We start from the raw sequence: 23,556 nt of genomic DNA on the forward strand, positions 1-23,556 counted from the left end.
GCCATGGCCAACCCCGCCAACAGCGAGATCCGGGAGCTGGAAGTCGTCACGAACGGCAAGGACAACGCCGCGTACTGGCAGTCCATGATGGCCACGACCGGCACCCCAGGATCCACCCGATACGTACCCTGACCCTCAAGGACCGGCGTGACTGCGGCACGAAATATCCGAACCAACTTTTCCTTCGTCCCCGGGCCCAGAGGCCGAATGGGGCAGCAGCCTGGACTCCCTGGAGCGGGCACTACGCGAGGCGTTCCCCGACCCATACATCGACTACCGGACCTCAGCAGTCCACAGCATGACCGTCCTGGACTTCGAGGCGGTGCTCGCACCGGACGTCGTCGTGAACGGCACAGCGGCGGTGCAGGGTTCCAACTACGCGTACATCACGCTGATCGACGTGACGGCAGACGAAGCCGGCGTGTTCGCTCTGTGGCTGCGTGACCGCTTCACCCCCGCGCAGCATGCGGTGTGGTTCGCCAGCAGCCTGGCCATGGCCAACGGTGAGGACGCCCCCACCGCCTTGGCCGTGGACGGCGACGTGGCAGAGGTGACCCGGCAGTTGCACGAGCACCTCACCGCCATCGACGAACAGCCTCCCCCGCAGTAATGGACCCCCGCACCCGGTCCGCTTCAGCGGCGAACGGGCCCTCGAAAAAGCGGGTTCAGCGGACAGGCGGGGCGTCCGGGCACGGCACTGCAGGTGGCGCGGACCGGGCTCGCCGGGCTCGGGGTCGAGATCAACATTGACTACGTGACGGTGTGCGTCATCGACCTCGCCGGCACCGACCGCGTACGCCTGGTGGAGCGCAACAGCGACGACCGCGTGACCAGCTTCATCTACCTGACCGGCGAGATCGGTATCGGCGGCGCCCTGTTGCTGAACGGTCAACTCCTGCGGGGCGCCACGGGTTCGCCGGTGAGATCGGGCATGTGGTGGTGGAGCCGGACGGTCCCGAGTGCCGCTGCGGCGCGCGGGGCTGTCTGGAGCAGTACGCGGGACAGGCGGCGCTGTTGAGGGCGGCGGACATCGACGAGAGCGCGGGCCTGACAGGGCTCGCGGAGCTGGAGCGCCGAGCGCGCGAGGGCGAGCCGCAGGCCCTGTACGCGATCGAGGAGGCCGGGCGCCAGCCGGGCCGGGTGCTCTCGGGCGCGGTGAATCTGATCGACCCGGACGCGGTGATTCTGGGCGGTGTCTTCCGCGACCTCATGCCGTGGCTCGCCCCCGCCGCCGACGGGGAGCTGACCGCCCGTGTGGTGTCGGGCCTGTGGACGCCGGGCAGCAAGCGGCTGCGGGCCTCGTTCTCGTCCGGTGATGCGGCGCGGGGCGCGGCCGCGCGCGCGGCGCGCGAGGTCCTGGCGGACCCGGCGGCGTACGTGGAGCGCGTGGCGGACTGACATCTCGGGCCGGGCGAGGGCCTGGCGGTGTCGATCCGCCGCGCACTCCGGGACGGTGTCAGCGCCGGTGTGCCGCGATCAGCTGCCGATACCAGTGATAGCTGTCCTTCGGGATGCGCCGCTGGGTGTCGTAGTCGACGCGTACGATCCCGAACCGCTTGGCATAGCCCAGCGCCCACTCGAAGTTGTCGAGCAGCGACCAGACGTAGTAGCCGCGTACGTCGACGCCCGCGTCCATGGCGGCGCGCAGAGCCGTCAGGTGGCTGTGCAGATAGGCGACGCGGTCCGGGTCGTGGACACCGCCGTCCTGGTCCACCACATCGTGCTCCGCCGAGCCGTTCTCGGTGATGTGGATCGGCGGTAGGGCCTCGCCGTACGTGTCCTTCAGCGCAGTCAGCAGGTCGGTGAAGGACTCGGGCACCACGGGCCAGTTCATGGCCGTGCGCCGCACGTCCGGGTAGGGCACCTCCTGGTAGCGGTTGTCCGTGGCGACGCGATGGGCGGGGTCGGGCTCGCGGTAGGGGGCGTCGGCGACCACGATCGGCCGGTAGTAGTTGATGCCGAGGAAGTCCAGCGGCTGGGCGATCAGATCGAGGTCCCCTTCGCGGCGGAAGTCCTGGCGGGTGATCAGCTCGCCCCAGGTGACCTGCTCGGTCGCCGGATAGCGGCCCGCGAGGATCGGCTCCGTCCACACCAGGTTGTGCTGGGTGTCGGCGCGTACGGCGGCCGCCCGGTCGGCGGGCGTGTCGTTCGCGGGCACGTTGCGGTCGAGGTTGAGGGTGATGCCGGCCTCCCGGACACCGGCCGCGCGCATCGCCTTCATCGCCAGGCCGTGGCCGACGAGCAGGTGGTGTGCGGCGGCCAGGGCGCCGGTGCCCTCCTGGGCGCCGGGGGCGTGGCGGCCGACGGAGTAGCCGAGGAACGCGCTGCACCATGGCTCGTTGAGGGTGATCCAGCGGGGTACGCGGTCGGCGAGGTGCTCGGCGGCGATCTGCGCGTACTCGCCGAAGCGTTCGGCGGTCTCGCGCACGCGCCAGCCGCCTTGGTCTTCCAGGGCCTGCGGCAGGTCCCAGTGGTAGAGGGTGGCGGCCGGTTCGATGCCGGCTTCGAGGAGTTCGTCGACGAGCCGCGAGTAGAAGTCCAGGCCCTTGGCATTGGTGGGACCGGATCCGGTGGGCTGGATGCGGGGCCAGGCGATGGAGAAGCGGTACGAGTCGACTCCCAGGTCGCGCAGCAGGGCCACGTCCTCGGGATAGCGGTGGTAGTGGTCGCAGGCCATGTCGCCTGTGTCGCCTCCGTCGACGCGCCCCGGGGTGTGGCAGTAGGTGTCCCAGATGGAGGGGCCACGGCCGTCCTCGTGCGCGGCGCCCTCGATCTGGTACGAGGCAGTGGCCGCGCCGAAGACGAAGCCGGAGGGGAAGACGGGCAAGTCACTCATGGATGGCCTTACTTGGCGTACGTGGCCTACTTGACGGATCCGCCGGTGATGCCGGCGGCGATGTACTTCTGGGCGAGGACGAGCAGCACCGCTGCCGGGATCGCGGACAGGACGGATGCGGCCATGACGGAGCCCCAGTCGCCGACGTGCGCGCCGATGTACTGGTAGATGCCGAGGGTGACCGGCTTGACGTCGTCGGTGGTGTTGAGCGTGAGCGCGAACATGAAGTCGCTCCACGCGTACAGGAAGGAGAACAGGCCTGCGGTGATGAGGGAGTTGCGGCTCATCGGGAGCACGACCTGCACGAAGGTACGGAGCCGGCTCGCGCCGTCGACCTCGGCGGCTTCGATGACCTCCTTGGGGATGGCCACCATGAAGGAGCGCATCAGGACGATGGCGAAGGGGATGCCGAGCGAGGCGTCGGCGAGCATGAGGCCGAAGTAGGAGTTGACCAGGCCGAGATCGACGTACGCGCTGTAGAGCGCGTTGGCGATGACGATGCCCGGCACCATCTGGGTGATGAGCGTGCCGAAGACGATGGTGCGGGTGCCACGGAGGCCGAACTGGGCGAGCCCGTAGGCGGCGGGGGCGGCGATCGCGAGGCAGATGGTGACGGCGCCGAAGGCGACGGCGAGCGAGGTCAGCAAGTGGCCGCCCTGCTCGCGGATCGCGGAGGTGAACCCGGACAGGTCCACCCCGTGCGGGATGGGCGAGACCTCCAGGAGGCCGGATGTGGGCTGCAGGGCCGTGTTGAGCATCCAGTAGAGCGGGAAGAGCATCACGCACAGGATGAGTACGCCGACGACGGTGGTGCCCCAGCGACGCTTCGCCCTGGTGGCAGGTCCCTGGGCGGCGGGTGTCTCGGTGACGGTGGTGGTCGCCATGCCGGTCACTTCCCCTCGGAGCGGTTGGCCCGCAGGTAGAACACCGCGAAGACGGCGGAGATCAGGATCAGGATGTTGCCGACGACGGCGCCCGCGCCGAAGTCCAGCTGCACGAAGGAGTTCTGGTACGTGAGGGTGCCCAGGGTCTGGGTGGAGTCGGCGGGGCCGCCGTCGGTCAGGGCGAGGATCAGGTCGAGGATCTTGACCGTCGACATGAACCCGAGGACCAGCACGACGGTGATGACCGGCTTCAGCAGCGGCAGCGTGATCGAGCGGAACGTGCGCCAGGCGGACGCGCCGTCCAGGGACGCGGCCTCGTACAGCTCCTTGGGGACCTCCTGAAGGCCTCCGTAAAGGATCACCATGTTGAAGGGGATGCCGATCCAGATGTTCACCACGATGACGGAGAACAGGGCCATGCCGGGACTGGTCAGCCAGGGTGTGGCGCCGCCCAGGCCGAAAGTGTCGAGGAAGGAGTTGAGGACGCCGGTGTCCTGGTCCAGGATGCGGCGCCACACGACTCCGGAGACGACCATCGGGACGAGCCAGGGCAGCAGGATCAGGGAGCGCAGCACGCCGTTCAGCGGGAATCTCTTGGTGAAGAAGACGGCGAGCGCGAGGCCGATGCCGAACTGGCCGATCAGGGACCCGATGGTGAAGACGACGGTGTGCCACAGCGCCTTGCCGAACAGGTCGTCCTGGAAGACCTTGCTCCAGTTGTCGGTGCCGTTGAACGGGGCCTTGCCGTCGAAGAAGGTGGAGGGCGAGTACTCCTGGAAGCTCATCAGGACGTTGCGCACGAGCGGGTAGCCGAAGAAGAGCACCATGAAGATGACCGCGGGCGCGATGAAGCCCCACTGGGAGAGCCTGCGGCGGCGCCGGGCGCGTGCCGGGTCGGGCTTCTTGACGGTGTTCGTCCGGTGATCGGCGTCGGGCGCGGTCGCGGAGGCTGTGGTGGTCGACATGTTCGTCACGTCACTTCCCGCTCGTGGCGCGCTGCTGGGCGCGCTTGAGCGCGGCCTCGCTGGACTGTCCGGTGAGAGCGGACTGGAAGGCACTCTGCAGGGCGAGCGACACCGCCGACCAGCGCGCGCCGACCTTGGCGGTGCGCGAGCGGGCGGTGGCCACCTGGTCGGCGAGGGCGTCGAGTTCGGGCACCTCCTTGCGCCAGATTGCGGCGGCCTTCTCGTTGGCCGGGACCATCCAGCTGTTGCGCGCGTAGGTGATCTGCTCCTTCTCGCCGGCCATGCAGTCGATGATCTTCGCGGCATTCTTCTCACGCGCGGTGTCACCGGACTTGGGCACGGTCAGCACGGCGCCCCCGAGCGGGCTGACGGAGTCCTCCCCCGCCTTCGGCACGGGGATCCGCGCGATGCCCCAGTGCAGGTTCTTCTTGGCGTTGAGGGTCTCGACCTGCCACGGACCGTTGATCATCATTGCGGCGTTGCCCGCCATGAACTGGTCGTTGACGTCGGCCTGGGTCCAGTTGACGGTCGACTTGGACAGCGAGCCGTCCTTGATGAGGCCCTTCCAGTAGTCGAGCGCCTGGGCGACCTGCTTGCTCGCGAGCTGCGACTCGTCACCGCCGTTGGACCACATGAACGGCGTGAACTGAAAGACGCCGTCCTCCGCGCCGCCCGCGCTCAGGGCGATGCCGTACTGACTGCCCTTGGTGAGCTTCTCGGCGGTCTGCCGCATCTCGTCCCAGGTGGTGGGCACTTCGAGACCCGCCTTCTTCAAGGTGTCCTTGTTGTAGAACAGGGCGATGGTGTTCACCGTGCGCGCGGCCCCGTAGTACGTGCCCTTGTAGGAGCCGAAGTCGACGATGCCCCGGGGTATGTCCTGGGTGGACAGGCCCAGCGTGCGCAGGTCGATCAGGCCGCCGGCCTCGGCGAACGTCGGCATCTCGGAGGCGTCGAACTGGATGACGTCCGGCAGTGACTTCGAGGACGCCATGCGCAGTGACTTCGTCATGACCTGTGCGGCCGGCACGCTCTGCTGCTCGATGGTGATGCCGAGTCGCTTGCTGCAGCGGGACAGGGTGGCTGCGTCCCAGCTGTGATACGAGTCGTCGGTCGACGAGTTGAGGACGGTGTAGACATCGTCGTCGCGTTGCTGGCCGCAGCCGGCGAGCGCCGCGGTGGCCACGAGCGCGGAGACAACGGTGAGCGGGACCGTCGCCCGCCGACCGACGCGGCGACGCCTGACACGCGCGCGCTCCGGTATGTGTGCTGCTGTCACGGTGGTTTCCCTTGCCTGGAAGGGGGAGGAGTGGCCGGCCCGGCGGGACGCCCGTGTCCCGCCGGGGGTGTTCGCAGATCCCGGTTCGGCTCCGGCCTCAGCCGGACGGGGTCGATCGCGGGGTGCGGGGGTCAGCTCACGCCGAGCAGGTGCTCCATGGCGAGCTGGTCAAGGCGTTCGAAGGCCATGGAGCGCTGGGCGGCGGCGTTCACGTCGTAGTCCTCGTACGCGCCCTTGTCGGCCAGGAGCTCGGCAAGGCCCAGGGCGGTGAAGCCGCCGTCCTTGAAGACGGGCTGGGTGAACAGGTTCGTGGTGGCCATCGGCACCGCGAGCCCGGTCTCATCGAGGGCGGCGCGAAACCGCTTGACGATGGCCTCGCGCTCGGCGTCGGAGGAACCGAAGGGGACCAGGTCATCGTCATGGAACGTCACGCCGTACGCGCCGAGTTCGGCAAGCCGGCGTACGGAGTCGACGGGGTCCAGCGCGGGGCGGGTGGCGTCGCCGAAGGGGCCGTTGCCCCGCCAGCCGACGGTCCACACACCGAACGTGAACGTGTCTTCGGGGGTGGGAGTGAATCGGTCGGACATGGTGCGGCCCTTTGCTGCGAGTTTGTTTGCTGACATGACTAATACGCCACCAAGCGCTTCGACGCTAGACCCTGGAGCAAACGTCACGCCTCGCAAAAGCGTGGCTACCTGGCGCTGTTGAGAATCGAAGCGCTTCCGCGGTCACGCCGAAGAAGGGTCCTTGCCGTTTTGTTTTCTGTACGATCAAATGGCACGCACAGCTACTTCCCCTTCAAGATCTCAAGCCAGTTGAGGGGCTCCACGCCACCGACCGGCGTCGTCATCGGCAGGGGAAGTCCGACGGCTCCTGCGACCCGAACCGCTACCCCGCACCACCCTGAGGAAGATCATGAAGTTCACCGACGGCTTCTGGCTCATGCGCGACGGGGTCGAGGCCTCGTACGCGACCGAGGTCCGCAGTGTCCGAGCCGACGCCGACCGCTTCACCGCCCACGCCGCGACCAAGCGCGTCGAGCGCCGCGGCGACACCCTCAACTCCCCCCTGCTGACCGTCGACTGCTTCTCCCTCGCCGAAGGCATCATCGGCGTCCGCGCCACACACCTGGCGGGCAAGCTCCACCCCGGCCCGGACTTCGGCCTGCCGGGCGCCGACACCGGGGTCGGCCAGGTGCACCGCGACGGCGACATGATCGAGCTGACCAGTGGCCCCCTCACCGCACGCCTGGACCAAGCCGCACCCTGGGCGCTGTCGTTCCGTGACGCGGACGGCCGGGAGATGACATCGGCGGGCCGCAAGGGCACGGCCTTCTTCACCACCGGCGACGGTGCGCACCACATGGCCGGGCGGTTGGCGCTGGGCGTGGGCGAACAGGTCTACGGTCTGGGCGAACACTTCACGCCGTTCGTCAAGAACGGCCAGATCGTGGACATGTGGCAGGCCGACGGCGGCACGAGCAGCGAACAGGCCTACAAGAACGTCCCGTTCAGCCTGCACGTCTGCCCCACCGGAGCATACGGCGTGTTCGTCAACCACCCCGGCAAGGTGAGCTACGAGATCGGCTCGGAGTCGGTCGGCCAGATGCAGTTCAGCGTAGAGGACCAGACGCTGGAGTACTACGTCGTCGCGGGCCCGACGCCGAAAGACGTCCTGCGGCGCTACACCGCGCTCACCGGCCGCCCGGCGCTCCCGCCGGCGTGGTCGTTCGGACTGTGGCTCACCACGTCTTTCACCACGCAGTACGACGAGGAGACAGTGACGTCGTTCGTCGACGGCATGGCCGAGCGGGACATCCCGCTGAGCGTCTTCCACTTCGACTGCTTCTGGATGCGCGAGTACCAGTGGTCGGACTTCGAGTGGGATCCGGATGTCTTCCCCGATCCCGAGGGCATGCTGGCCCGGCTCAAGCGACGGGGACTGAAGCTCTCCGTGTGGATCAACCCGTACATCGCACAGAAGTCCGCCCTGTTCGGCGAGGCCGCCGCCGCGGGGTATCTGGTGAAGCGGGCGAACGGCGACATCTGGCAGTGGGACCTGTGGCAGGCGGGCATGGCGCTCGTCGACTTCACGAACCCCGAGGCCTGCGCCTGGTTCCAGTCGAAGCTGAAGGTGCTGCTCGACCAGGGCGTCGACTGCTTCAAGACCGACTTCGGCGAGCGCATCCCCACCGACGTGGTGTGGCACGACGGCTCCGACCCGGAGCGCATGCACAACTACTACACGCACCTGTACAACCGCACCGTCTTCGAGCTCCTGGAAAAGGAACGCGGCGCGGGCGAGGCCGTCCTGTTCGCGCGCTCGGCGACGGCGGGCGGCCAGCAGTACCCGGTGCACTGGGGCGGCGACTGCTGGTCGTCGTTCGGTGCGATGGCAGAGTCGCTGCGCGGTGGTCTGTCACTGTCGTTGTCGGGATTCGGCTTCTGGTCGCACGACATCGGCGGCTTCGAGGGCACCCCGGACCCGGCGGTCTTCAAGCGCTGGCTCGCCTTCGGCCTGCTCTCCTCCCACAGTCGTCTGCACGGCTCCAGCTCCTACCGGGTGCCGTGGGAGTTCGGTGACGAAGCCGTCGACGTGACACGGCAGTTCACGCGGCTCAAGCACCGACTCATGCCCTATCTGTACGGCTCTGCGGCCGAAGCACACCACACCGGCGTGCCGCTGATGCGGCCCATGCTCCTCGAGTTCCCCGAGGACCCCACCGCCCGCGGCCTGGACCGGCAGTACATGCTCGGTCCCGACCTGCTCGTCGCCCCGGTCTTCTCGGCCGACGGCGTCGTCGAGTACTACCTGCCCGAGGGCACCTGGACCCACCTCCTGACCGGCGAACACGTCCAGGGCCCGGTCTGGCGCCGTGAGAGGCACGGATTCGACAGCCTGCCCCTGTACGTCCGCCCAGGAGCGGTCATCCCGCTCGGCTCCGACACACAGCGGCCCGACGGGGACTGGCTCGACGACCTCGCCCTGCTCGTCACCCCCGACGCACACCAGGTGACGGTCACTGTCCCCGACCACGCCGGCCGCCCTGCCGCCGCTTACCAGGTGACGCGCGAGGCGACGGACACGACGGTGACCGTAACCCCACCGGAGGGCCACAGCGCTCCACGCACGGTGGTGTCGGCCGACCTGTGAAGGCCGGGGTCCAGGCAGACGCCCCGTCATTGGCGGGGGCATCACGGGGCGAGCCGGCCCTGGTGGCGCTTGTCGAGTGCGCCTACGTGCAGTCGAATAAGTCCTCCCGGGGAAGCGTGACGCCTGCGCGAACGCTTCCCCGGGACCGGCATCAGGCAGCAGACCCACCTTCGCCGGCTTCGTCTTGATCAGTGCACCTTGGTCGGAGCACATGATCAGACGACGGCTGCCCCAACGTCCGGCGAACCCCCAGGTAAGCGGCCTGGTTCGAGGCCCATTTCGAGGGGGCCGGGCTGGCGATGCTGCGGGACTCCTCCGCCTGGATCGGCGTCACGCGGCAGGACGGCGTCAGCAGGCTGGTGATGTTCGACGGCCTGACCATGGACGCCGCCTGGAACACCAGCGGCACCGGCACCGAGCAGGCCGGCGCCGACCTCCCCGCGTCCGGCAGCCGCGTCTGGCTGGGCGCCGCCGCCGACATCAGTGGGCGAAGCCGTGCTCCACCGGTGCCCGGACCGCTGCCAGTGCGGCGTTCCTGAGTGCCACCGGCCCCGCCGCGAGCGCGGGTCGGGCACCGAGCCGAACCAGAGGCTCAAGTGAGCGACCTGGTCGGGGTCCGTAATGATCACCAAGCCCGCGCACTGCTACCTGCCCCTCACGCCAAAGACCGGTACAACCACGGAACTTGAAGCCGCCTGGTTTCAGCCTGCGAACGTTTCTGCCCGCGAATTGTGCAAGAGGTATTGACGTTGATCACCGGAACCTTAATCATCCAATTGCTCGACCCTTCGACCCTTGTTCGGTATATCGGACAGTCGGGGTCGTACCACACCGGCATCCGTACAACCTCTGACGGGGAAGACCGGAGTCGCTTGCTCAAGGATGACGAGGTCCTTATGCGCAGACGCAGTTTCAGCCGCAGACGCCCGTCCGCGGTGCTCGCCGCCGCGGTTGCGGCCCTGGCCGCGTTGGCGGCGCTGCTCGTCGCCGGCCCGGCTCAGGCGGCCACCACCAGCGACGTGCGCGGTGTTGATTCCGGCCGGTGTCTCGATGTGGAGGGCTTCAGCCAGACCGACGGCGCGAACGTGCACATCTGGGACTGCCACGGTGGAATCAACCAGCAGTGGACGTTGACGGACAGCAACCAGCTGGCCGTGTACGGCAACAAGTGCCTGGATGTCCGGGGCGGCGCCACCACGGCCGGGAGCCCGGTGCAGATCTGGACGTGCAACGGCAGTGACAACCAGCAGTGGCGGGTGAACCCCGACGGCACGATCGTCGGGGTGCGGTCCGGGCTGTGCCTGGAGGTCTCGGGCTGGGGTAAGGCCAACGGCACGGGGGTGCAGCTCTGGTCGTGCCACGGCGGCGCCAACCAGAAGTGGACCGGCCTGTCCGGGGCGAGCAACGCGTGTGCCCTTCCGTCGACCTACCGGTGGGCCTCGACCGGCCCGCTGGCGGAGCCGAAGTCGGGGTGGGCCTCGCTCAAGGACTTCACCAGCGTCGTCCACAACGGCAAGCACGTCGTCTATGCCACGACGCACAACAACCTCGCCGGTGACGATGGGCGCTGGGGATTGACGACCTTCAGCCCCTTCACGAACTGGTCCGACATGGCCACCGCCACCCAGAACACGATTCCCTTCGATGGCTTCGCGCCGACGCTGTTCTACTTCGCCCCGAAGAACCTCTGGGTGCTCGCCTACAATGGGGGTTGGCCGCACAGCTTCTCCTACCGCACCTCGAGCGACCCCACCAACCCCAACGGCTGGTCCGCGCAGCAGGAGCTGTGGACGGGCACCCTCCCGAAGGGGGGTCCCCTCGACGTGACCCTCATCGGCGACGACACGAACATGCACATGTTCTTCGCCAACGACAAGGGCGACATCTACCGGTCCAGCATGCCCATCGGCAACTTCCCGGGCACCTTCGGTTCGGTCACGAAGATCATGAGCGACACGGAGCTCAACCTGTTCGAGGCGCCGGAGGTCTACAAGGTCCAGGGTCAGAACCAGTACCTCATGATCGTCGAGGCCCAGAATTACACAGGACATGGTCGCTTCTTCCGCTCGTTCACGGCCACCAGCCTCGACGGCACGTGGACACCGCAGGCCGACACCGTGACCAACCCCTTCGCCGGCAGTGCCAACAGCGGCGCGACGGCCTGGACCAAGGACGTCAGCCACGGCGATGTGGTTCGCACCAACCCCGACCAGACCAAGACCATCGACCCTTGCCATCTGCAGTTCCTCTACCAGGGGCGCGACCCCAGCACCGACGGCATGGACTACGGCCTCCTGCCGTACCGGCCGGGCGTGCTGACACTGCAGCGCTAGCCGGTGGCGTGACGCAGGTCCTGGTGTTCCTGACGTTCGCGGGCAACGACGTACGCCTCTTGGCCGAGAACTCCAACCAGGCCATGCACACCCGGGACATCGCGCGGCATCTCGGGCTCCCCACCTCGGGGCGCCCCCTCAGCAGCCTCACCGCGCAACTCTGCTACTGGGCCCGCAACGGCCGACTCATCCGCACCGCGCCGAGCACCTACAAGATCACTCTCCCTGATGCCTTGACACCGCCAAAGGGGGCTTAACTTCGTGGCATTGGTCCAGCATTCTGGCGGTGGCAGTAGCCCTCGGGCTGTCCGCCCCGCCCCTGAAGCCAGGCCGGCACCGGCAGCAACGGCCGGATGGCCGCCCACTCTGCGTCCGTCATGTCCGACGGATACCGGCGCACCCGGTCCGGGTTCCTGGAGGGCGTCCGCGAGCAGGCCAACCGCCTCATCGAGCAGTCCATGCAGGAGTGGGACCGCGTCAGCCAGGGTCCGGTACAGGCTGGGTAAGCCGGCTTCTGGTCCGTGACTGGTCCGGAAGCGCTGGTCAGGAGTGGGATGGCAGTGGGAGAAAGTGGCAGTTACGGCATAACCGGTCCCTGCCCTGAGCGGGCCGGACGGAAGGCGCCTGACCGGCAAAAGCCCAGGTCAGGCGCCTTTTTGTGCGCCTCTAGAAGAACCCGAGCTTCTTCGCCGAGTACGACACCAGAAGATTCTTCGTCTGCTGATAGTGATCCAGCATCACCCTGTGGTTCTCCCGCCCGATCCCCGACTGCTTGTAGCCGCCGAAGGCGGCGTGCGCCGGGTAGGCGTGGTAGCAGTTCGTCCAGACGCGGCCCGCCTGGATAGCGCGGCCCGCGCGGTACGCCTGGCTGCCGTCGCGGGTCCAGACGCCGGCGCCGAGGCCGTACAGCGTGTCGTTGGCCGTGCGGATCGCGTCGTCGAAGTCCGTGAAGGACGTCACCGCGACGACTGGGCCGAAGATCTCCTCCTGGAAGATCCGCATGCGGTTGTCGCCCTCGAAGATCGTGGGTTGGACGTAGTAGCCGCCCGCCATCTCGCCGTCGTACTCGATGCGCTGACCACCCGTCAGAATCTTCGCGCCCTCCTGCTGGCCGATGTCCAGGTAGGACAGGATCTTCTGGAGTTGGTCGTTGGAGGCCTGGGCGCCGATCATCGTGTCCGTATCCAGGGGGTGACCCGCCACGATGGCCTCGGTGCGGGCGATGCCCGCGTCCAGGAACTCGCTGTAGTGGCCGCGCTGGATCAGCGCCCGGGACGGGCACGTGCAGACCTCGCCCTGGTTGAGGGCGAACATCGTGAAGCCCTCAAGCGCCTTGTCGCGGAAGTCGTCGTCCGCCGACCAGACGTCGTCGAAGAAGATGTTCGGGGACTTGCCGCCGAGTTCCAGCGTCACCGGGCGGATGTTCTCGGACGCGTACTGCATGATCAGACGGCCCGTCGTCGTCTCGCCCGTGAAGGCGATCTTCGCGACGCGCGGGCTCGACGCCAGCGGTTTGCCCGCTTCGACTCCGAAGCCGTTGACGATGTTGACCACGCCGGGCGGGATCAGGTCGGCCACCAAGCCCAGCCAGACGTGCACGGACGCCGGGGTCTGTTCGGCGGGCTTGAGGACCACCGCGTTGCCCGCAGCGAGCGCCGGGGCCAGCTTCCACACCGCCATCAGGATCGGGAAGTTCCACGGGATGATCTGACCGACGACCCCAAGCGGCTCGTGGAAGTGGTACGCGACCGTGTCCTCGTCGATCTGGCTCAGCGAGCCCTCCTGCGCCCGCAGCGCCCCCGCGAAGTAGCGGAAGTGGTCGATGGCGAGGGGGATGTCGGCGGCCAGCGTCTCGCGGACCGGCTTGCCGTTCTCCCAGCTCTCCGCGACCGCCAGCTCCTCAAGGTGCGCCTCCATGCGGTCGGCGATCTTGTTGAGGATGTTGGCGCGCTCGGTCGGGGCCGTCCGTCCCCAGGCGGGCGCCGCCGCGTGGGCCGCGTCGAGGGCGCGCTCGACGTCCTCAGCCGTGCCCCGGGCGATCTCGGTGAAGGGGCGGCCGTTCACGGGGCTCGGGTTCTCGAAGTACTGGCCACCGGCCGGCGGTACGTACTCACCGCCGATGAAGTGGTCGTAGCGGGACTCGTACGAGACGATCGCGCCCTCGGTGCCGGGTGCTGCGTAACGGGTCATCTCCGTGGCCTCCCTCCGGCGCCGCCCGCCCTTGGACGGCACTCGCAGCGGAGGCTAGGCGCGGGGACGTTGCGGGTCCGTTGCGAGGCGGCCACGACGGGGGCGGCGGCCCGGTTCCCCGATGCTCAGGAGCCACGATGCCCAGGAGCCCCGATGCCCACGAGCCCCGTGTACCGGCGTTCAGGCGCCCCGGCGAGCCGTGCCCCCCGATGCCGGGATCCCCGTGCCCGGCGTTCACGAGCCCCCGGCGAACTCCGCATCCAGCTCGCTCAACCTCACCCCCGCATACCCCCGTTGCCCCTCCGGCAGCGCCTCCACCAGCGCCCGCCACACCTTCGCGTCCGCCCCGCCCCACGGGCTGCGCGCCCAGTCCGCCAGCAACCCGGGGTCGCCGCGCTCGATCAGGGCCGCGCGCAGCTGACCGGCGAGGCGGGACCGTATCCGTACCACCGCAGGTGCCTGTGAGGCGGGCAGCAGGGGACCGGCGTACGCGCCCATCGCCGCCGCCACCGCGCCGGAGCCCAGGCGGCGGGCGACCATGTCGAAGTCGGTGTCGACGGGCAGCGTGAGGCGGTACGGGCGGGAGGAGAGGAGGTCGGGGCCCAGCAGGCGGCGCAGGCGGGAGAGTTCGGCGCGGACCGTCACCGGGGTCACCGACTCGTCCTCGTACAGGTCGATCAGCAGCTGATCACCCGTCAGGCCCTCGGGGTGGCGGGCGAGCAGCACCAGGAGCTCGCTGTGGCGGCGGCTGAGGCGGACCTTGCGCCCGGCGGCGACCAGCAGCGCCTCGTCGCGTCCGAGCGCGCTGAGCCCGATCGTGTCGCCGGCCGGCGACGGGGCGAGCAGGGCGAGTTCCGCCTCCGCCGCCCGTGCCACCGCCTGGACGAACGCGAGGCTGTGCGGGTGCGCGAGGCCGTCGCCGCCGGTGATGTCCACCGCGCCGAGCAGCCGCCCGGTGCGCGGGTCGTGCAGCGGGGCCGCCGCGCACGTCCAGGGGTGCACCGGGCGCCGGAAGTGCTCGGCGGAGAAGACCTGGACGGGTCGGTCCTCGGCCAGGGCCGTCCCCGGCGCGTTGGTACCCACCGCCGACTCCGCCCACCGGGCGCCCGGCACGAAGTTCATCGCGCCCGCCTTGCGCCGGGTCCCCGCGTCGCCCTCGACCCACAGCAGCCGTCCCCGCGCGTCGCACACGGCGACGAGATGCTCGCCGTCCTTCGCGTACGTGCCCATCAGCTCCCGGATCACCGGCATCACCCGGGCCAGCGGGTGCCCGTCGCGGTACGCGGCCAGCTCGTCCTCGCCCAGCTCCACACCGGCCGTGCCGTCCGGGTTCACCCGAGCCCGGGCCGAACGCCGCCAGGACGCCGCCACCAGCGGGCGTACGGGCCGGACCACCCGCCCCGCCGAGGTGAACGCCTCATGGGCGCGGCGCAGCTCGCCGGTCCGCTCGGCGGGGTCGGCCCCCGCCTCCAGCGCGACCCAGGACTCGTACCGCGTATCGGTCAACTGGGCCTCCGGGCGGGCGGGGCGGACGGGGACCGGTCCATCGTCGGCCCGCCGGCCACACCCGGCAAGGCACTGCGCACGACGTCGGCGCATCCCCGCGCCGTCAGGCGAAGTTGACCAGCCTGATGTAGCGCACCCAGTCCCAGTTCGGGCCCGGGTCCGTGTGGTCGGAGCCGGGTACCTGGTAATGGCCGATAATGTGTTCGCGGTCCTTCGGGATGCCGTACCGGTCGCAGACCGAGGCGGTCAGCCGCGCCGACTCCTCGTACAGCGCGTTGGTGAAGTAGGCGGGCTGGTCCACCCACCCCTCGTGCTCGATGCCGACGCTGCGGGTGTTGTAGTCCCAGTTGCCCGCGTGCCAGGCGATGTCGTGCTCGCGCACCATCTGCGCCACATAGCCGTCGGCGGACCTCACCACATAGTGCGCGGAGACCTTCTTCGCCGGGTTCTGGAAGATCCCGATCGTATGCGCGAACGACTCCTGGGTGACGTGGATGATCACGCGGTCGATCGCATATGTGGAGGGGCGCTGGGAAGCGGTGTAGTTGGCGCTGGAGGCGGCCACCCAGTGCGCGTCCGGGTAGTCGGTGTCGGCGGCGGCCTCGGCAGGCGTCGCGTGAAACAGCGCACCGGCGGCCACGCTGGCCGCGGCACCCTGGATGAGTCTTCGGCGGTCCACGGGTAACGAGCTCCTGTACGTCGTGTCGTGGGTACGTCTGTACGTCGATACGTCACGTTCAACCGGCAAGAACTTCGCCGAGGTTACGGTACGGGGCGGTATGAGGGCGTGGAAGGCCCGCGGCAGGGCGTGGCGTCGACCGGACGCGGGAGGCGTGCGCCGCCACCGTCGGGACGGCTCCGGCGAGCGTCGCGACTGGCCGACTTTGGCGTAAATTCCGGCCAGGGGTGGCGAGATGAACCGTTTCGGGACGACTCTGGGGGCCATGGCCACGCCGCCCGTACCTCCGCGCCCGCCCGGGCCGCCGTCCTCGCCCGGCGGGGGCTTCGGTCCCCCCGCCTGGCAGCCCCCGACGTCACCGCCACCGCCACCGCCCCCGGGCCCGTCGGCCGGGGGCGGCCGCAAGGGCGTCCTGATACTGCTCGCGGTCGTGGTGGCCGCCGCGGCCGTCGTGGCCATCGTGCTGGTGGTGAACGGCAGCGGCGACGGGGCCGACGACACGCCGACGAAGACGCCGACGGGCAAGACGGCGTCGGCACCGACGCCGTCGCCGTCGCTGAGCCTCCCGAGCGGGATCCCGACGGAGCTGCCCTCCGGAATCCCCACGAACCTTCCGTCGGGTCTTCCCTCGAACCTTCCCTCGAACCTTCCGTCAGGACTCCCCACGGAGCTGCCGAGCGGGTTCCCCAGCGAACTGCCCGGCGAACTGCCCAGCGAACTTCCGGACCTGCCGAATCTGCCCGACGAGATCCCCGGCGGCGTCCTTCCGTCGGCGGCGGGCGGGGCCGGTGACGACGTGCCGTTCTACGAGGTGAGGGCGGGCGGGACGCGGGGTGGGGCACCAAGTGGGACGCCGGGCGTCGGGGCGACGCCCGGGACGTAGACGTGAGTCCAGGGGGCCGCCCTGGACACGGGCGTGAGTGCAAGCGCGCCGCCCGGGACGTAGACGTGAGTCCAGGGGGCCGCCCTGGACACGGGCGTGAGTGCAAGCGCGCCGCCCAGGACATAGGCGTGAGTGCGGGGGCGCCGCCCAGGACACGTGCGCGGGGGCATCGCTCGCATCCCACGCCCCCACGCCCCCAGGCGCTCCGCCCGCGCCCGCCCCCTACCGTTCCAGCACCGCCCCCGGATCCAGATCGGCCGGCCCCGCGGGGACCCACGCCCCGCGCTCCTTGCGGTACGGCCACCACCGGCCGTCCCGTCCGAGTCGTAGCTGCGCGCCGCCGCCGAGGACCGTCCAGCGGTTCGCGCCGGACGCGCGCAGTACGGGCCGGTCCCCGTCCTGCCAGGCGCGCGCGAGGGCGTCCCGGGCCCGGGCCAGCGCCTCCGGCCCGGGGGTCCACTCCTCTTCCAGTACGGACAGGGAGGCGGCGCCCCCGTACCGCCACGCCCGTACGGCGAGGTCCAGCTCGGCCGGACGCCGCCCGGAACCGGCTGCCAGACGGCCCCTGATCCGCTCGTCCTCACAGCCCGACGCCAGGCGTACGGCGTCCTGAGCCTGCGTCAGATCAGGTGCTGTCGGGTGGAGTTCGTGGCCCGGTGCCAGCGCCTCCGCCAGCATCTCCCGCGCCCGGCGTGCCGCGTCCGCCGCCAGGAACTCCAGTGCGGCGGGATCGACACCGGGCGCGGGGGCGGTCTCCGTGTCGAGGTGCGGCGGCGACCCCGCCTCGGCCGGTATCTCGGGCACCCCGGGCAGCGGCGGCACGATGTCCCGCGCCGCGAACACCTCGGCGGCCGGTACCCCGTCCGCAACGTCCGCGTCCGTGGTCCGGGGCGCCGCGCTCCGCTCCGCCAGCTCCGCCAGCAGTGCCCGCTCACCCCGGCCCCGCATGAGCAGCAGGACGAACGGGTCCTGGTCGAGGAGCCGCGCCACCTGGTAGGAGAGCGCCGCCGTGTGCGGGCAGTGGTCCCACGCCTCACAGGTGCACTCGGGCTCCAGGTCGCCTATGCCGGGCAGGAGTTGCACCCCGGCCGACGCCGCTTCCTCCACCAGGTGCGGCGGCATGTCACGGTCCAGGAGCGCCGCGATGTGCCCCGCCCGTTCCACCGCCATGCCGAGGAAACGGTCCCAGTCGTCCTCGGACAGCCGCTGCCACACCACGTCGCTGCGGTGGGAGTTGCCGTCCCGGTCGCGCACCACCGCGGTGATCCGCCCCGGCCGTACCGACACCGCCCCGACCGCGCCCTCGCGCGCGTAGCGGCGGCCCGCCTTCAGCTGTTTGCCGTCGAGCGCCGTGTCCTCGAGGGCCTTGAGCCAAGCCTGGCCCCACCACGTCTGCGCGAAACCACGCCCGTGCGCGGGCGGCAGCGCCACGAAGGTGCGCTCCTCGGCGCCATCACCGTCCTCGGCGCCGTGACCGTCCTCGTCGCGGCCCCCGTACATCTGCTCCTCCGAGAGCTCTCCGTACTCGCTCATCGCCCGCTCCCTCGCAGTGCCACCAGATCCGCCAGCTCGGCGTCGGACAGTTCCGTCAGCGCGGCCTCGGCCGACTCGCCCGTGCCGAGGACGGCGTCCGCCAGCTCGCGCTTGCGCGTCAGCATCTCGGCGATGCGGTCCTCGATCGTGCCCTCGGCGATCAGCCGGTGGACCTGCACCGGCTGGGTCTGGCCGATGCGGTACGCACGGTCGGTGGCCTGCGCCTCGACGGCCGGGTTCCACCAGCGGTCGTAGTGCACGACGTGGCCCGCCCGGGTCAGGTTCAGACCGGTGCCCGCCGCCTTCAACGACAGCAGGAACACCGGGACTTCGCCGTCCTGGAAGCGCCGCACCATCCGCTCGCGCTGCTCCACGGGCGTACCGCCGTGCAGGAACTGCGTGGCGACCCCGCGCGCGGCCAGATGCTGCTCGATGAGCCGCGCCATCTGTACGTACTGGGTGAAGACCAGCACCGCACCATCCTCGGAGAGGATGGTGTCGAGGAGCTCGTCGAGCAGCTCCAGCTTCCCGGAGCGGTCCGCGATGCGCGGCTGCTCCTCCTTGAGGTACTGCGCGGGGTGGTTGCAGATCTGCTTCAGCGCGGTGAGCAGCTTCACCACCAGCCCGCGCCGCTCGAAGCCGTCGGCGCCCGAGATCTCCGCGAGGGTCTCGCGCACCACCGCTTCGTACAGCCCCGTCTGCTCCTTGGTGAGCGAGACGGCCCGGTCGGTCTCCGTCTTGGGCGGCAGCTCGGGCGCGATGCCGGGGTCGGACTTGCGCCGCCGCAGCAGAAACGGTCTGACCAGGCGAGACAGTCGCTCGGCCGCCGCCGGGTCCGTGCCGCCCTCGACGGCTTGTGCGTACTTGCTACGGAACGTGCCGAGGCGGCCGAGCAGCCCCGGCGTCGTCCAGTCGAGGATGGCCCACAGTTCGGAGAGGTTGTTCTCGACCGGTGTTCCGGTGAGCGCCACGCGCGCGCGGGCGCTGATGGTGCGCAGCTGCCGGGCGGTCGCCGAGTACGGGTTCTTGATGTGCTGGGCCTCGTCCGTGACCACCATGCCCCACGCCACCTCGCCGAGCTTGGCGGCGTCGAGCCGCATCGTCCCGTAGGTGGTGAGGACGAACTCCCCGTCCACGAGGCCCTCCAGGCGCCGCGCGGAGCCGTGGAAGCGGCGTACGGGCGTACCCGGCGCGAACTTCTCGATCTCCCGCTGCCAGTTGCCCATCAGGGACGTCGGGCAGACGACGAGCGTGGGGCCGGCGGTCGCCGGGGCGCTCTGACGGTGCAAGTGCAGGGCGATGAGGGTGATCGTCTTGCCGAGGCCCATGTCGTCGGCGAGGCAGCCGCCGAGGCCCAGCGAGGTCATGTCGGCCAGCCAGTTGAGGCCGCGCAGCTGGTAGTCGCGCAACCGCGCGGCGAGCGCGGCGGGCTGCTCCACGGCGTGCCGACGCGCGCCCTCGGGATCGGCGAGCCGGTCGCGCAACCCCGCGAGCCAGCCCGACGCCTCGACGTCGACCCGGCGTCCGTCGACCTCCGTGGAGCCGGTCAGGACGGCGCCGAGCGCGTCGACGGCGGTCACCTTGCGGTCGTGTGCCGCGCGGGCGCGGCGGACCTCCTCGGGGTCGATCAGGACCCACTGGTCGCGCAGCCGCACCACCGGGCGGCTGGCCTCGGCCAGTTGGTCCAGCTCCGCACGCGTGAGCCGGGTGTCGCCGATCGCGAACCGCCACTCGAAGGCGAGCAGGGCCTCCGCGGAGAGCGTGGAGGGAGCCGCGGACTGCGCGCTGTCCGGCTGCGCCCCGGAGGTGCTTCGCCCGGCGGTGTCCTGTACGGGCCCGATCACCGCGCGCGTAGTGAACTTGCGCGCGAGGCCCTTGGGCCAGTGCACCTGGACGCCACTCGCGGCGAGCGTGCGCGCGGCCCCGCCGAGCAGCTCGCCCACCTCCTCGTCGGCCAGCTCGATCGCGTCCGGCACGGCCGCCGACAGCAGCGGCGCGAGCGGCGCCCACGCGCGCGTGGCGCGACGCAGCGCAAGGAGCGCGTCCATCCGCGCGTGCGGTCCGAAGGCCCCTGCGGTGGGCCCGGACTCGCCCCACACCTCGGCCGCGTCCGCCACCAGGGCGGGGTCACTCACGCTGTGCAGCTGGAGCACGGCGCGGAAGGCCGGCCCCGCGGCTTCAGGGGGCGCCGTATCCGGTTCCGCCGCATCGAGGTCCGCCGCATCCGGGTCCGTCGCATCCGGATCCGTCGCATTCGGGTCCGTCGGCTCCAGGCCGGGCAGTTCGACGCGGAGCGAGATGCGCACGCCCGCGTCGTGCCCGGCGGCCACCTCCGTGGCCCAGGCGCGCTGCTCGGGCAGCCGCCGGGGCGGATCCGCCGCGAAGGCGGGGGAGCCGGTCGCCAGGGCGGCCGCGGGCGTGCGCGGCAGCCCGTCCGCGACCGCGTCGAGGAACTGCCGTACCAGCACCTCGGGTTCGGGCAGCAGCAACGGTTCGCCATCGGCGTCGAGCGGTACCGCGTGCGCCTCGGGCGGCATCGAGGCCGCCAGTTCCCGGACGCGCTCCAGCTCGTCGGCGCCCAGCGGACCGATCCGCCACGCGTCGTGGTCGGTGGCGCTGAGTCCGGGCAACAGCAGGCCGCGCGCCGCGAGTTGCAGCGCGCGCACAGCGGCCGTACCCCAGAAGGCGGCGGCCCGCGAGGCGTCGGGGCGGGGCCGCGCCCTGGTCAGGACGGGCAGTGCGTCGCGTACGGGCAGAGCGACCGCACGTACCGCGTACGGTTCGGCGTCGGCCCCCACCACCGTCAGCTCCTCGGCAGGCTCCTCTTGGCGGCCGGAGAAGGCTTGCGGGGCGGCGCCATCGGCCTGCCAGAAGGCGATGCGGCCGAGCCGGGCGGGGTCGGCGGGCAGGAAGGTGACGTGGCAGCGGGCGAGTTCGTCGATCTCGGAGGGTGTGGGCGCGGGGAGCGTGTGTACGGCGATGACACATTCCTCAAACTTGACTACTGCGTTCCGGAATCGCCGAGGATACACCGGCCGAGACGCCCGCAGGGCGTATACGTGCCGTGATCTGGATCACCAGGCGCGCGCGGCGGGCTCGCCCGCCTGCCGGGGTGGCGTCAGCACCACCATGCCCCCGGGACAGGCCCCCGACCGGTCCGGGTGGTGGCGTCATGGTGGTGAAGGGCCCCGGATTCGTACGTTTCATGAGGTCAGCGCAGGTGACTGCGGAAGACCGGCGACCGGAGACCGACCATGTCCCAGACCATTGCGAACGCCGCGAGAACCACCACCCTCGCCCCGGCGCGCCCCACCGCACAGGGCAGCGAATTCGCGCCTCTCCTGAAGGTGGTCAAAGGGCAGGGGCTGCTGGAGCGGCGCACCGGCTGGTACGCGCGCGGCATCGCCGTCAACCTCCTCGCCCTCGCCGCGACCGTGACCGCGATGGTGCTCACCGGCGATACCTGGTGGACCCTGCTGTACGCCGTGCCGCTCGCCGTGCTCTGGGCCCGGACCGCCTTCTTCGGCCACGACGCGGGCCACGCCCAGATAACCCGGGGCCGCCGCGCGGGCCGCACGCTCGGCCTGCTCCACAGCAACCTGCTGCTCGGCATGAGTTACGCCTGGTGGAACGACAAACACAACCGCCACCACGCCAACCCCAACCACGTCGACAAGGACCCGGACGTCGGCGTCGGCGCCCTCGTGTGGACCGAGAAGCAGGCCGAGCGCCGCGAGGGGTTCGCGCGCTGGCTCACCCGCAACCAGGCCCGGCTCTTCTTCCCGATGCTGCTGCTCGAAGGCATCGCCCTGAAGGTGTACGGGTTCCAGGACCTGCGCAGGCAGCCTCGGCGCGAACGCCTCGTCGAGGGCACGCTCCTCCTGGTGCACCTCGCCACCTACGCGGGTCTCCTGCTGACCGTGCTCTCGCCCGGCAAGGCGCTGGTCTTCGCGCTGCTGCACCACGCCCTCTTCGGGCTCCACCTGGGCATGACCTTCGCACCCAACCACAAGGGCATGGAGATGCCCGACGCGGAAGACGACGGCTGGGGCCATCTGCGCCGCCAGGTCCTCACCTCGCGCAACGTACGCGGCGGACCGCTCACCGACTGGTTCCTCGGCGGGCTGAACTACCAGATCGAGCACCACCTCTTCCCGAACCTGCCCCGCCCGCACCTGCGCCTCGTCCAGCCGCTGGTCCGCGCCCACTGTCGCGCCGTCGGCATCCCGTACGCCGAGACCTCACTGATCGACTCCTACCGGCAGGCCCTGCGGCACATGCACGCCGTCGGAGCGCCGCTGAGGCGGCCGCTGAGGCGGGGCGCGGGCGGATAGCTGCCGCGTTGGATCCGGGCGGCTGCCGCATAGTGGAATCTGACGCGAAGCTGACGGAAGCTGATGGCAGACGTGCCGCGCGGAAACGGACGCCGGGCCGGGAACCAGAGGGCGCGGCCAGGCGTTCCCTGGACAGAGAGCGGCGGCAGCAGCGGCCGCGAAGGAGGCGACGGACATGTCGAAGCGCGCGATGATCGCTGCCGGTGGAGTGGTGGTGGGGCTCATCCTGATCCCGCTGATCGGATTCCTGCCGGCGCTGCTGGTGCTCATAGGGGTGCCCGTCGTGGCCTACCTGATGCTGGACCCGAGCCAGCGCCGCAGGCTGCGGCACATCAGCCGCAAGGAACTGCGCTGACCGTCGGGCTGGGGCTGGGGCTGGGGTCGGGGCTGGGTGTGGACCTCTGGAACCGGTGAGTTCCTTATCCCTCGACGCCGCTCCCGGACTCCGGCTCGCCCGCGTAGTAGTCCCGCATCAGCTCCGTGGACCACTCCGGCTGGACCGTCTCGCCGCGTGGACCGAACTCCGCCATGTACGGCTTGATGTCCAGCACCGGAGTGCCGTCCACCGCGTCCAGGCCCATGACGTGAATGTCCAGCCCGTCCACCTTCAGCACACGGCAGCGCGAGACGCCGAGCCGGTTCGGGCGGTTCTTGCCGCGCTGGGCGAAGATCCCGACCAGCGGCCAGTCGGGGTTGCCGCGCGGACGGCGCGCGCCGGACTCGATCTTCTCGGGCTTCACCCGGTCGAAGTGGTACACGACCTCCAGATGGGAGAAGTCCGTCAGGCCGAACAGCGCCTCGGGGCCGAACTGTTCGGCATCGAGCCGGATCACCGCCGACTCACCACCCCAGTGGTCGTCGGCCACCTCGGCCCGCCCGCCGACCACACGCCCCACCGCCCGGCACACCACCTCCGCGGCTCCGTCGTCCGTGCCGCGCTCGTTGACCCCAGCGTCCGCCATGTGCGTTCCTCCCGTACCCGAT

Annotated in this window: 19 protein-coding genes and 4 pseudogenes; 11 read left to right on the top strand and 12 right to left on the bottom strand. The window is 70.4% G+C overall.

All coding sequences use genetic code 11. From position 1 onward, the window contains the following. Nucleotides 1-3: 3 nt before the first annotated feature. The 3 genes and pseudogenes from AB0G17_RS02395 to AB0G17_RS02405 all read left to right on the top strand — a co-directional run. Nucleotides 4-132 (top strand): restriction endonuclease fold toxin-2 domain-containing protein, encoded by a 129-nt coding sequence (locus tag AB0G17_RS02395; protein WP_361374649.1) that lies wholly within the window; start codon nt 4-6, stop codon nt 130-132. A gap of 166 nt (nt 133-298) precedes the next feature. After that, entirely contained in the window at nt 299-610 is a 312-nt protein-coding gene (locus AB0G17_RS02400; RefSeq protein ID WP_361374651.1) for a hypothetical protein, read from the top strand. Nucleotides 611-664: 54 nt separating this feature from the next. Beyond that, a pseudogene (locus AB0G17_RS02405) lies at nt 665-1,398 on the top strand (ROK family protein); the annotation flags it as partial. 58 nt (nt 1,399-1,456) lie between these two features. Here AB0G17_RS02405 and AB0G17_RS02410 read toward each other — a convergent pair. From AB0G17_RS02410 to AB0G17_RS02430, 5 genes and pseudogenes are all read right to left on the bottom strand, one after another. Then, the gene (locus tag AB0G17_RS02410) at nt 1,457-2,836 is read right to left on the bottom strand and encodes a GH1 family beta-glucosidase (protein ID WP_361374653.1); all 1,380 of its coding nucleotides are present in this window, start codon (nt 2,834-2,836) and stop codon (nt 1,457-1,459) included. A 26-nt stretch (nt 2,837-2,862) separates the two neighbouring features. Continuing rightward, entirely contained in the window at nt 2,863-3,720 is an 858-nt protein-coding gene (locus AB0G17_RS02415; protein WP_361374655.1) for a carbohydrate ABC transporter permease, read from the bottom strand. A 5-nt stretch (nt 3,721-3,725) separates the two neighbouring features. Further along, a complete protein-coding gene (locus AB0G17_RS02420; RefSeq protein WP_361374657.1) occupies nt 3,726-4,685 on the bottom strand; it encodes a sugar ABC transporter permease in 960 nt (319 codons plus the stop codon). A gap of 10 nt (nt 4,686-4,695) precedes the next feature. After that, nucleotides 4,696-5,946 carry a sugar ABC transporter substrate-binding protein gene (locus tag AB0G17_RS02425; protein ID WP_361375309.1) on the bottom strand — a complete coding sequence of 417 codons (1,251 nt, stop codon included), beginning with the start codon at nt 5,944-5,946 and terminating at the stop codon, nt 4,696-4,698. Nucleotides 5,947-6,095: 149 nt separating this feature from the next. Next, nucleotides 6,096-6,548 (bottom strand): annotated as a pseudogene (locus AB0G17_RS02430) (hypothetical protein); the annotation flags it as partial. Nucleotides 6,549-6,876: 328 nt separating this feature from the next. Here AB0G17_RS02430 and yicI point away from each other — a divergent pair. From yicI to AB0G17_RS02450, 4 genes and pseudogenes are all read left to right on the top strand, one after another. Next, nucleotides 6,877-9,114, top strand: a complete 2,238-nt coding sequence (yicI, locus tag AB0G17_RS02435; RefSeq protein ID WP_361374659.1) for an alpha-xylosidase — start codon at nt 6,877-6,879, stop codon at nt 9,112-9,114. Between the two features lie 281 nt (nt 9,115-9,395). Further along, nucleotides 9,396-9,599, top strand: a pseudogene (locus AB0G17_RS02440) (xylosidase); the annotation flags it as partial. 411 nt (nt 9,600-10,010) lie between these two features. Next, complete coding sequence (locus AB0G17_RS02445) at nt 10,011-11,447, top strand: non-reducing end alpha-L-arabinofuranosidase family hydrolase (protein ID WP_361374661.1); 1,437 nt, start codon at nt 10,011-10,013, stop codon at nt 11,445-11,447. A gap of 8 nt (nt 11,448-11,455) precedes the next feature. Beyond that, nucleotides 11,456-11,704 carry a hypothetical protein gene (locus AB0G17_RS02450; protein ID WP_361374663.1) on the top strand — a complete coding sequence of 83 codons (249 nt, stop codon included), beginning with the start codon at nt 11,456-11,458 and terminating at the stop codon, nt 11,702-11,704. A 44-nt stretch (nt 11,705-11,748) separates the two neighbouring features. Here AB0G17_RS02450 and AB0G17_RS02455 read toward each other — a convergent pair. Then, a pseudogene (locus AB0G17_RS02455) lies at nt 11,749-11,826 on the bottom strand (transposase); the annotation flags it as partial. Here AB0G17_RS02455 and AB0G17_RS02460 point away from each other — a divergent pair. After that, a complete protein-coding gene (locus AB0G17_RS02460) occupies nt 11,801-11,953 on the top strand; it encodes a hypothetical protein (RefSeq protein WP_361374665.1) in 153 nt (50 codons plus the stop codon). The pseudogene AB0G17_RS02455 and the gene AB0G17_RS02460 sit on opposite strands and share 26 nt — an antisense overlap. Nucleotides 11,954-12,113: 160 nt before the next feature. Here AB0G17_RS02460 and AB0G17_RS02465 read toward each other — a convergent pair whose 3' ends face one another. The 3 genes from AB0G17_RS02465 to AB0G17_RS02475 form a co-directional block, all read right to left on the bottom strand. Continuing rightward, nucleotides 12,114-13,637 carry an aldehyde dehydrogenase family protein gene (locus AB0G17_RS02465; protein ID WP_361374667.1) on the bottom strand — a complete coding sequence of 508 codons (1,524 nt, stop codon included), beginning with the start codon at nt 13,635-13,637 and terminating at the stop codon, nt 12,114-12,116. 234 nt (nt 13,638-13,871) lie between these two features. Next, entirely contained in the window at nt 13,872-15,143 is a 1,272-nt protein-coding gene (locus tag AB0G17_RS02470) for a GAF domain-containing protein (RefSeq protein ID WP_361374669.1), read from the bottom strand. A gap of 103 nt (nt 15,144-15,246) precedes the next feature. Continuing rightward, a complete protein-coding gene (locus AB0G17_RS02475) occupies nt 15,247-15,822 on the bottom strand; it encodes a peptidoglycan recognition family protein (protein ID WP_361374671.1) in 576 nt (191 codons plus the stop codon). 265 nt (nt 15,823-16,087) lie between these two features. Between AB0G17_RS02475 and AB0G17_RS02480 the strand changes: the two genes are divergently transcribed. Continuing rightward, nucleotides 16,088-16,705: a hypothetical protein gene (locus AB0G17_RS02480; protein ID WP_361374673.1), complete on the top strand. Its 618-nt coding sequence runs from the start codon at nt 16,088-16,090 to the stop codon at nt 16,703-16,705. A gap of 222 nt (nt 16,706-16,927) precedes the next feature. Here the strand turns inward: AB0G17_RS02480 and AB0G17_RS02485 are convergent, their stop codons facing one another. Together AB0G17_RS02485 and AB0G17_RS02490 are read right to left on the bottom strand one after the other, a co-directional pair. Next, the gene (locus tag AB0G17_RS02485; protein ID WP_361375311.1) at nt 16,928-18,205 is read right to left on the bottom strand and encodes an SWF or SNF family helicase; all 1,278 of its coding nucleotides are present in this window, start codon (nt 18,203-18,205) and stop codon (nt 16,928-16,930) included. Nucleotides 18,206-18,234: 29 nt separating this feature from the next. Beyond that, nucleotides 18,235-21,270, bottom strand: coding sequence for an SNF2-related protein (locus AB0G17_RS02490; RefSeq protein ID WP_361374675.1), 3,036 nt, complete (start codon nt 21,268-21,270; stop codon nt 18,235-18,237). A gap of 222 nt (nt 21,271-21,492) precedes the next feature. Between AB0G17_RS02490 and AB0G17_RS02495 the strand changes: the two genes are divergently transcribed. Both AB0G17_RS02495 and AB0G17_RS02500 read left to right on the top strand, forming a co-directional pair. Further along, nucleotides 21,493-22,572, top strand: coding sequence for an acyl-CoA desaturase (locus AB0G17_RS02495; RefSeq protein WP_361374677.1), 1,080 nt, complete (start codon nt 21,493-21,495; stop codon nt 22,570-22,572). Between the two features lie 175 nt (nt 22,573-22,747). Further along, a complete protein-coding gene (locus AB0G17_RS02500; RefSeq protein WP_190087334.1) occupies nt 22,748-22,927 on the top strand; it encodes a hypothetical protein in 180 nt (59 codons plus the stop codon). 64 nt (nt 22,928-22,991) lie between these two features. Here the strand turns inward: AB0G17_RS02500 and AB0G17_RS02505 are convergent, their stop codons facing one another. Then, nucleotides 22,992-23,534: an SAM-dependent methyltransferase gene (locus tag AB0G17_RS02505; protein WP_361374680.1), complete on the bottom strand. Its 543-nt coding sequence runs from the start codon at nt 23,532-23,534 to the stop codon at nt 22,992-22,994. Nucleotides 23,535-23,556: the final 22 nt, after the last annotated feature.

The sequence above is a fragment of the Streptomyces sp. NPDC023838 genome, from assembly GCF_040639555.1.
GTDB lineage: Bacteria > Actinomycetota > Actinomycetes > Streptomycetales > Streptomycetaceae > Streptomyces.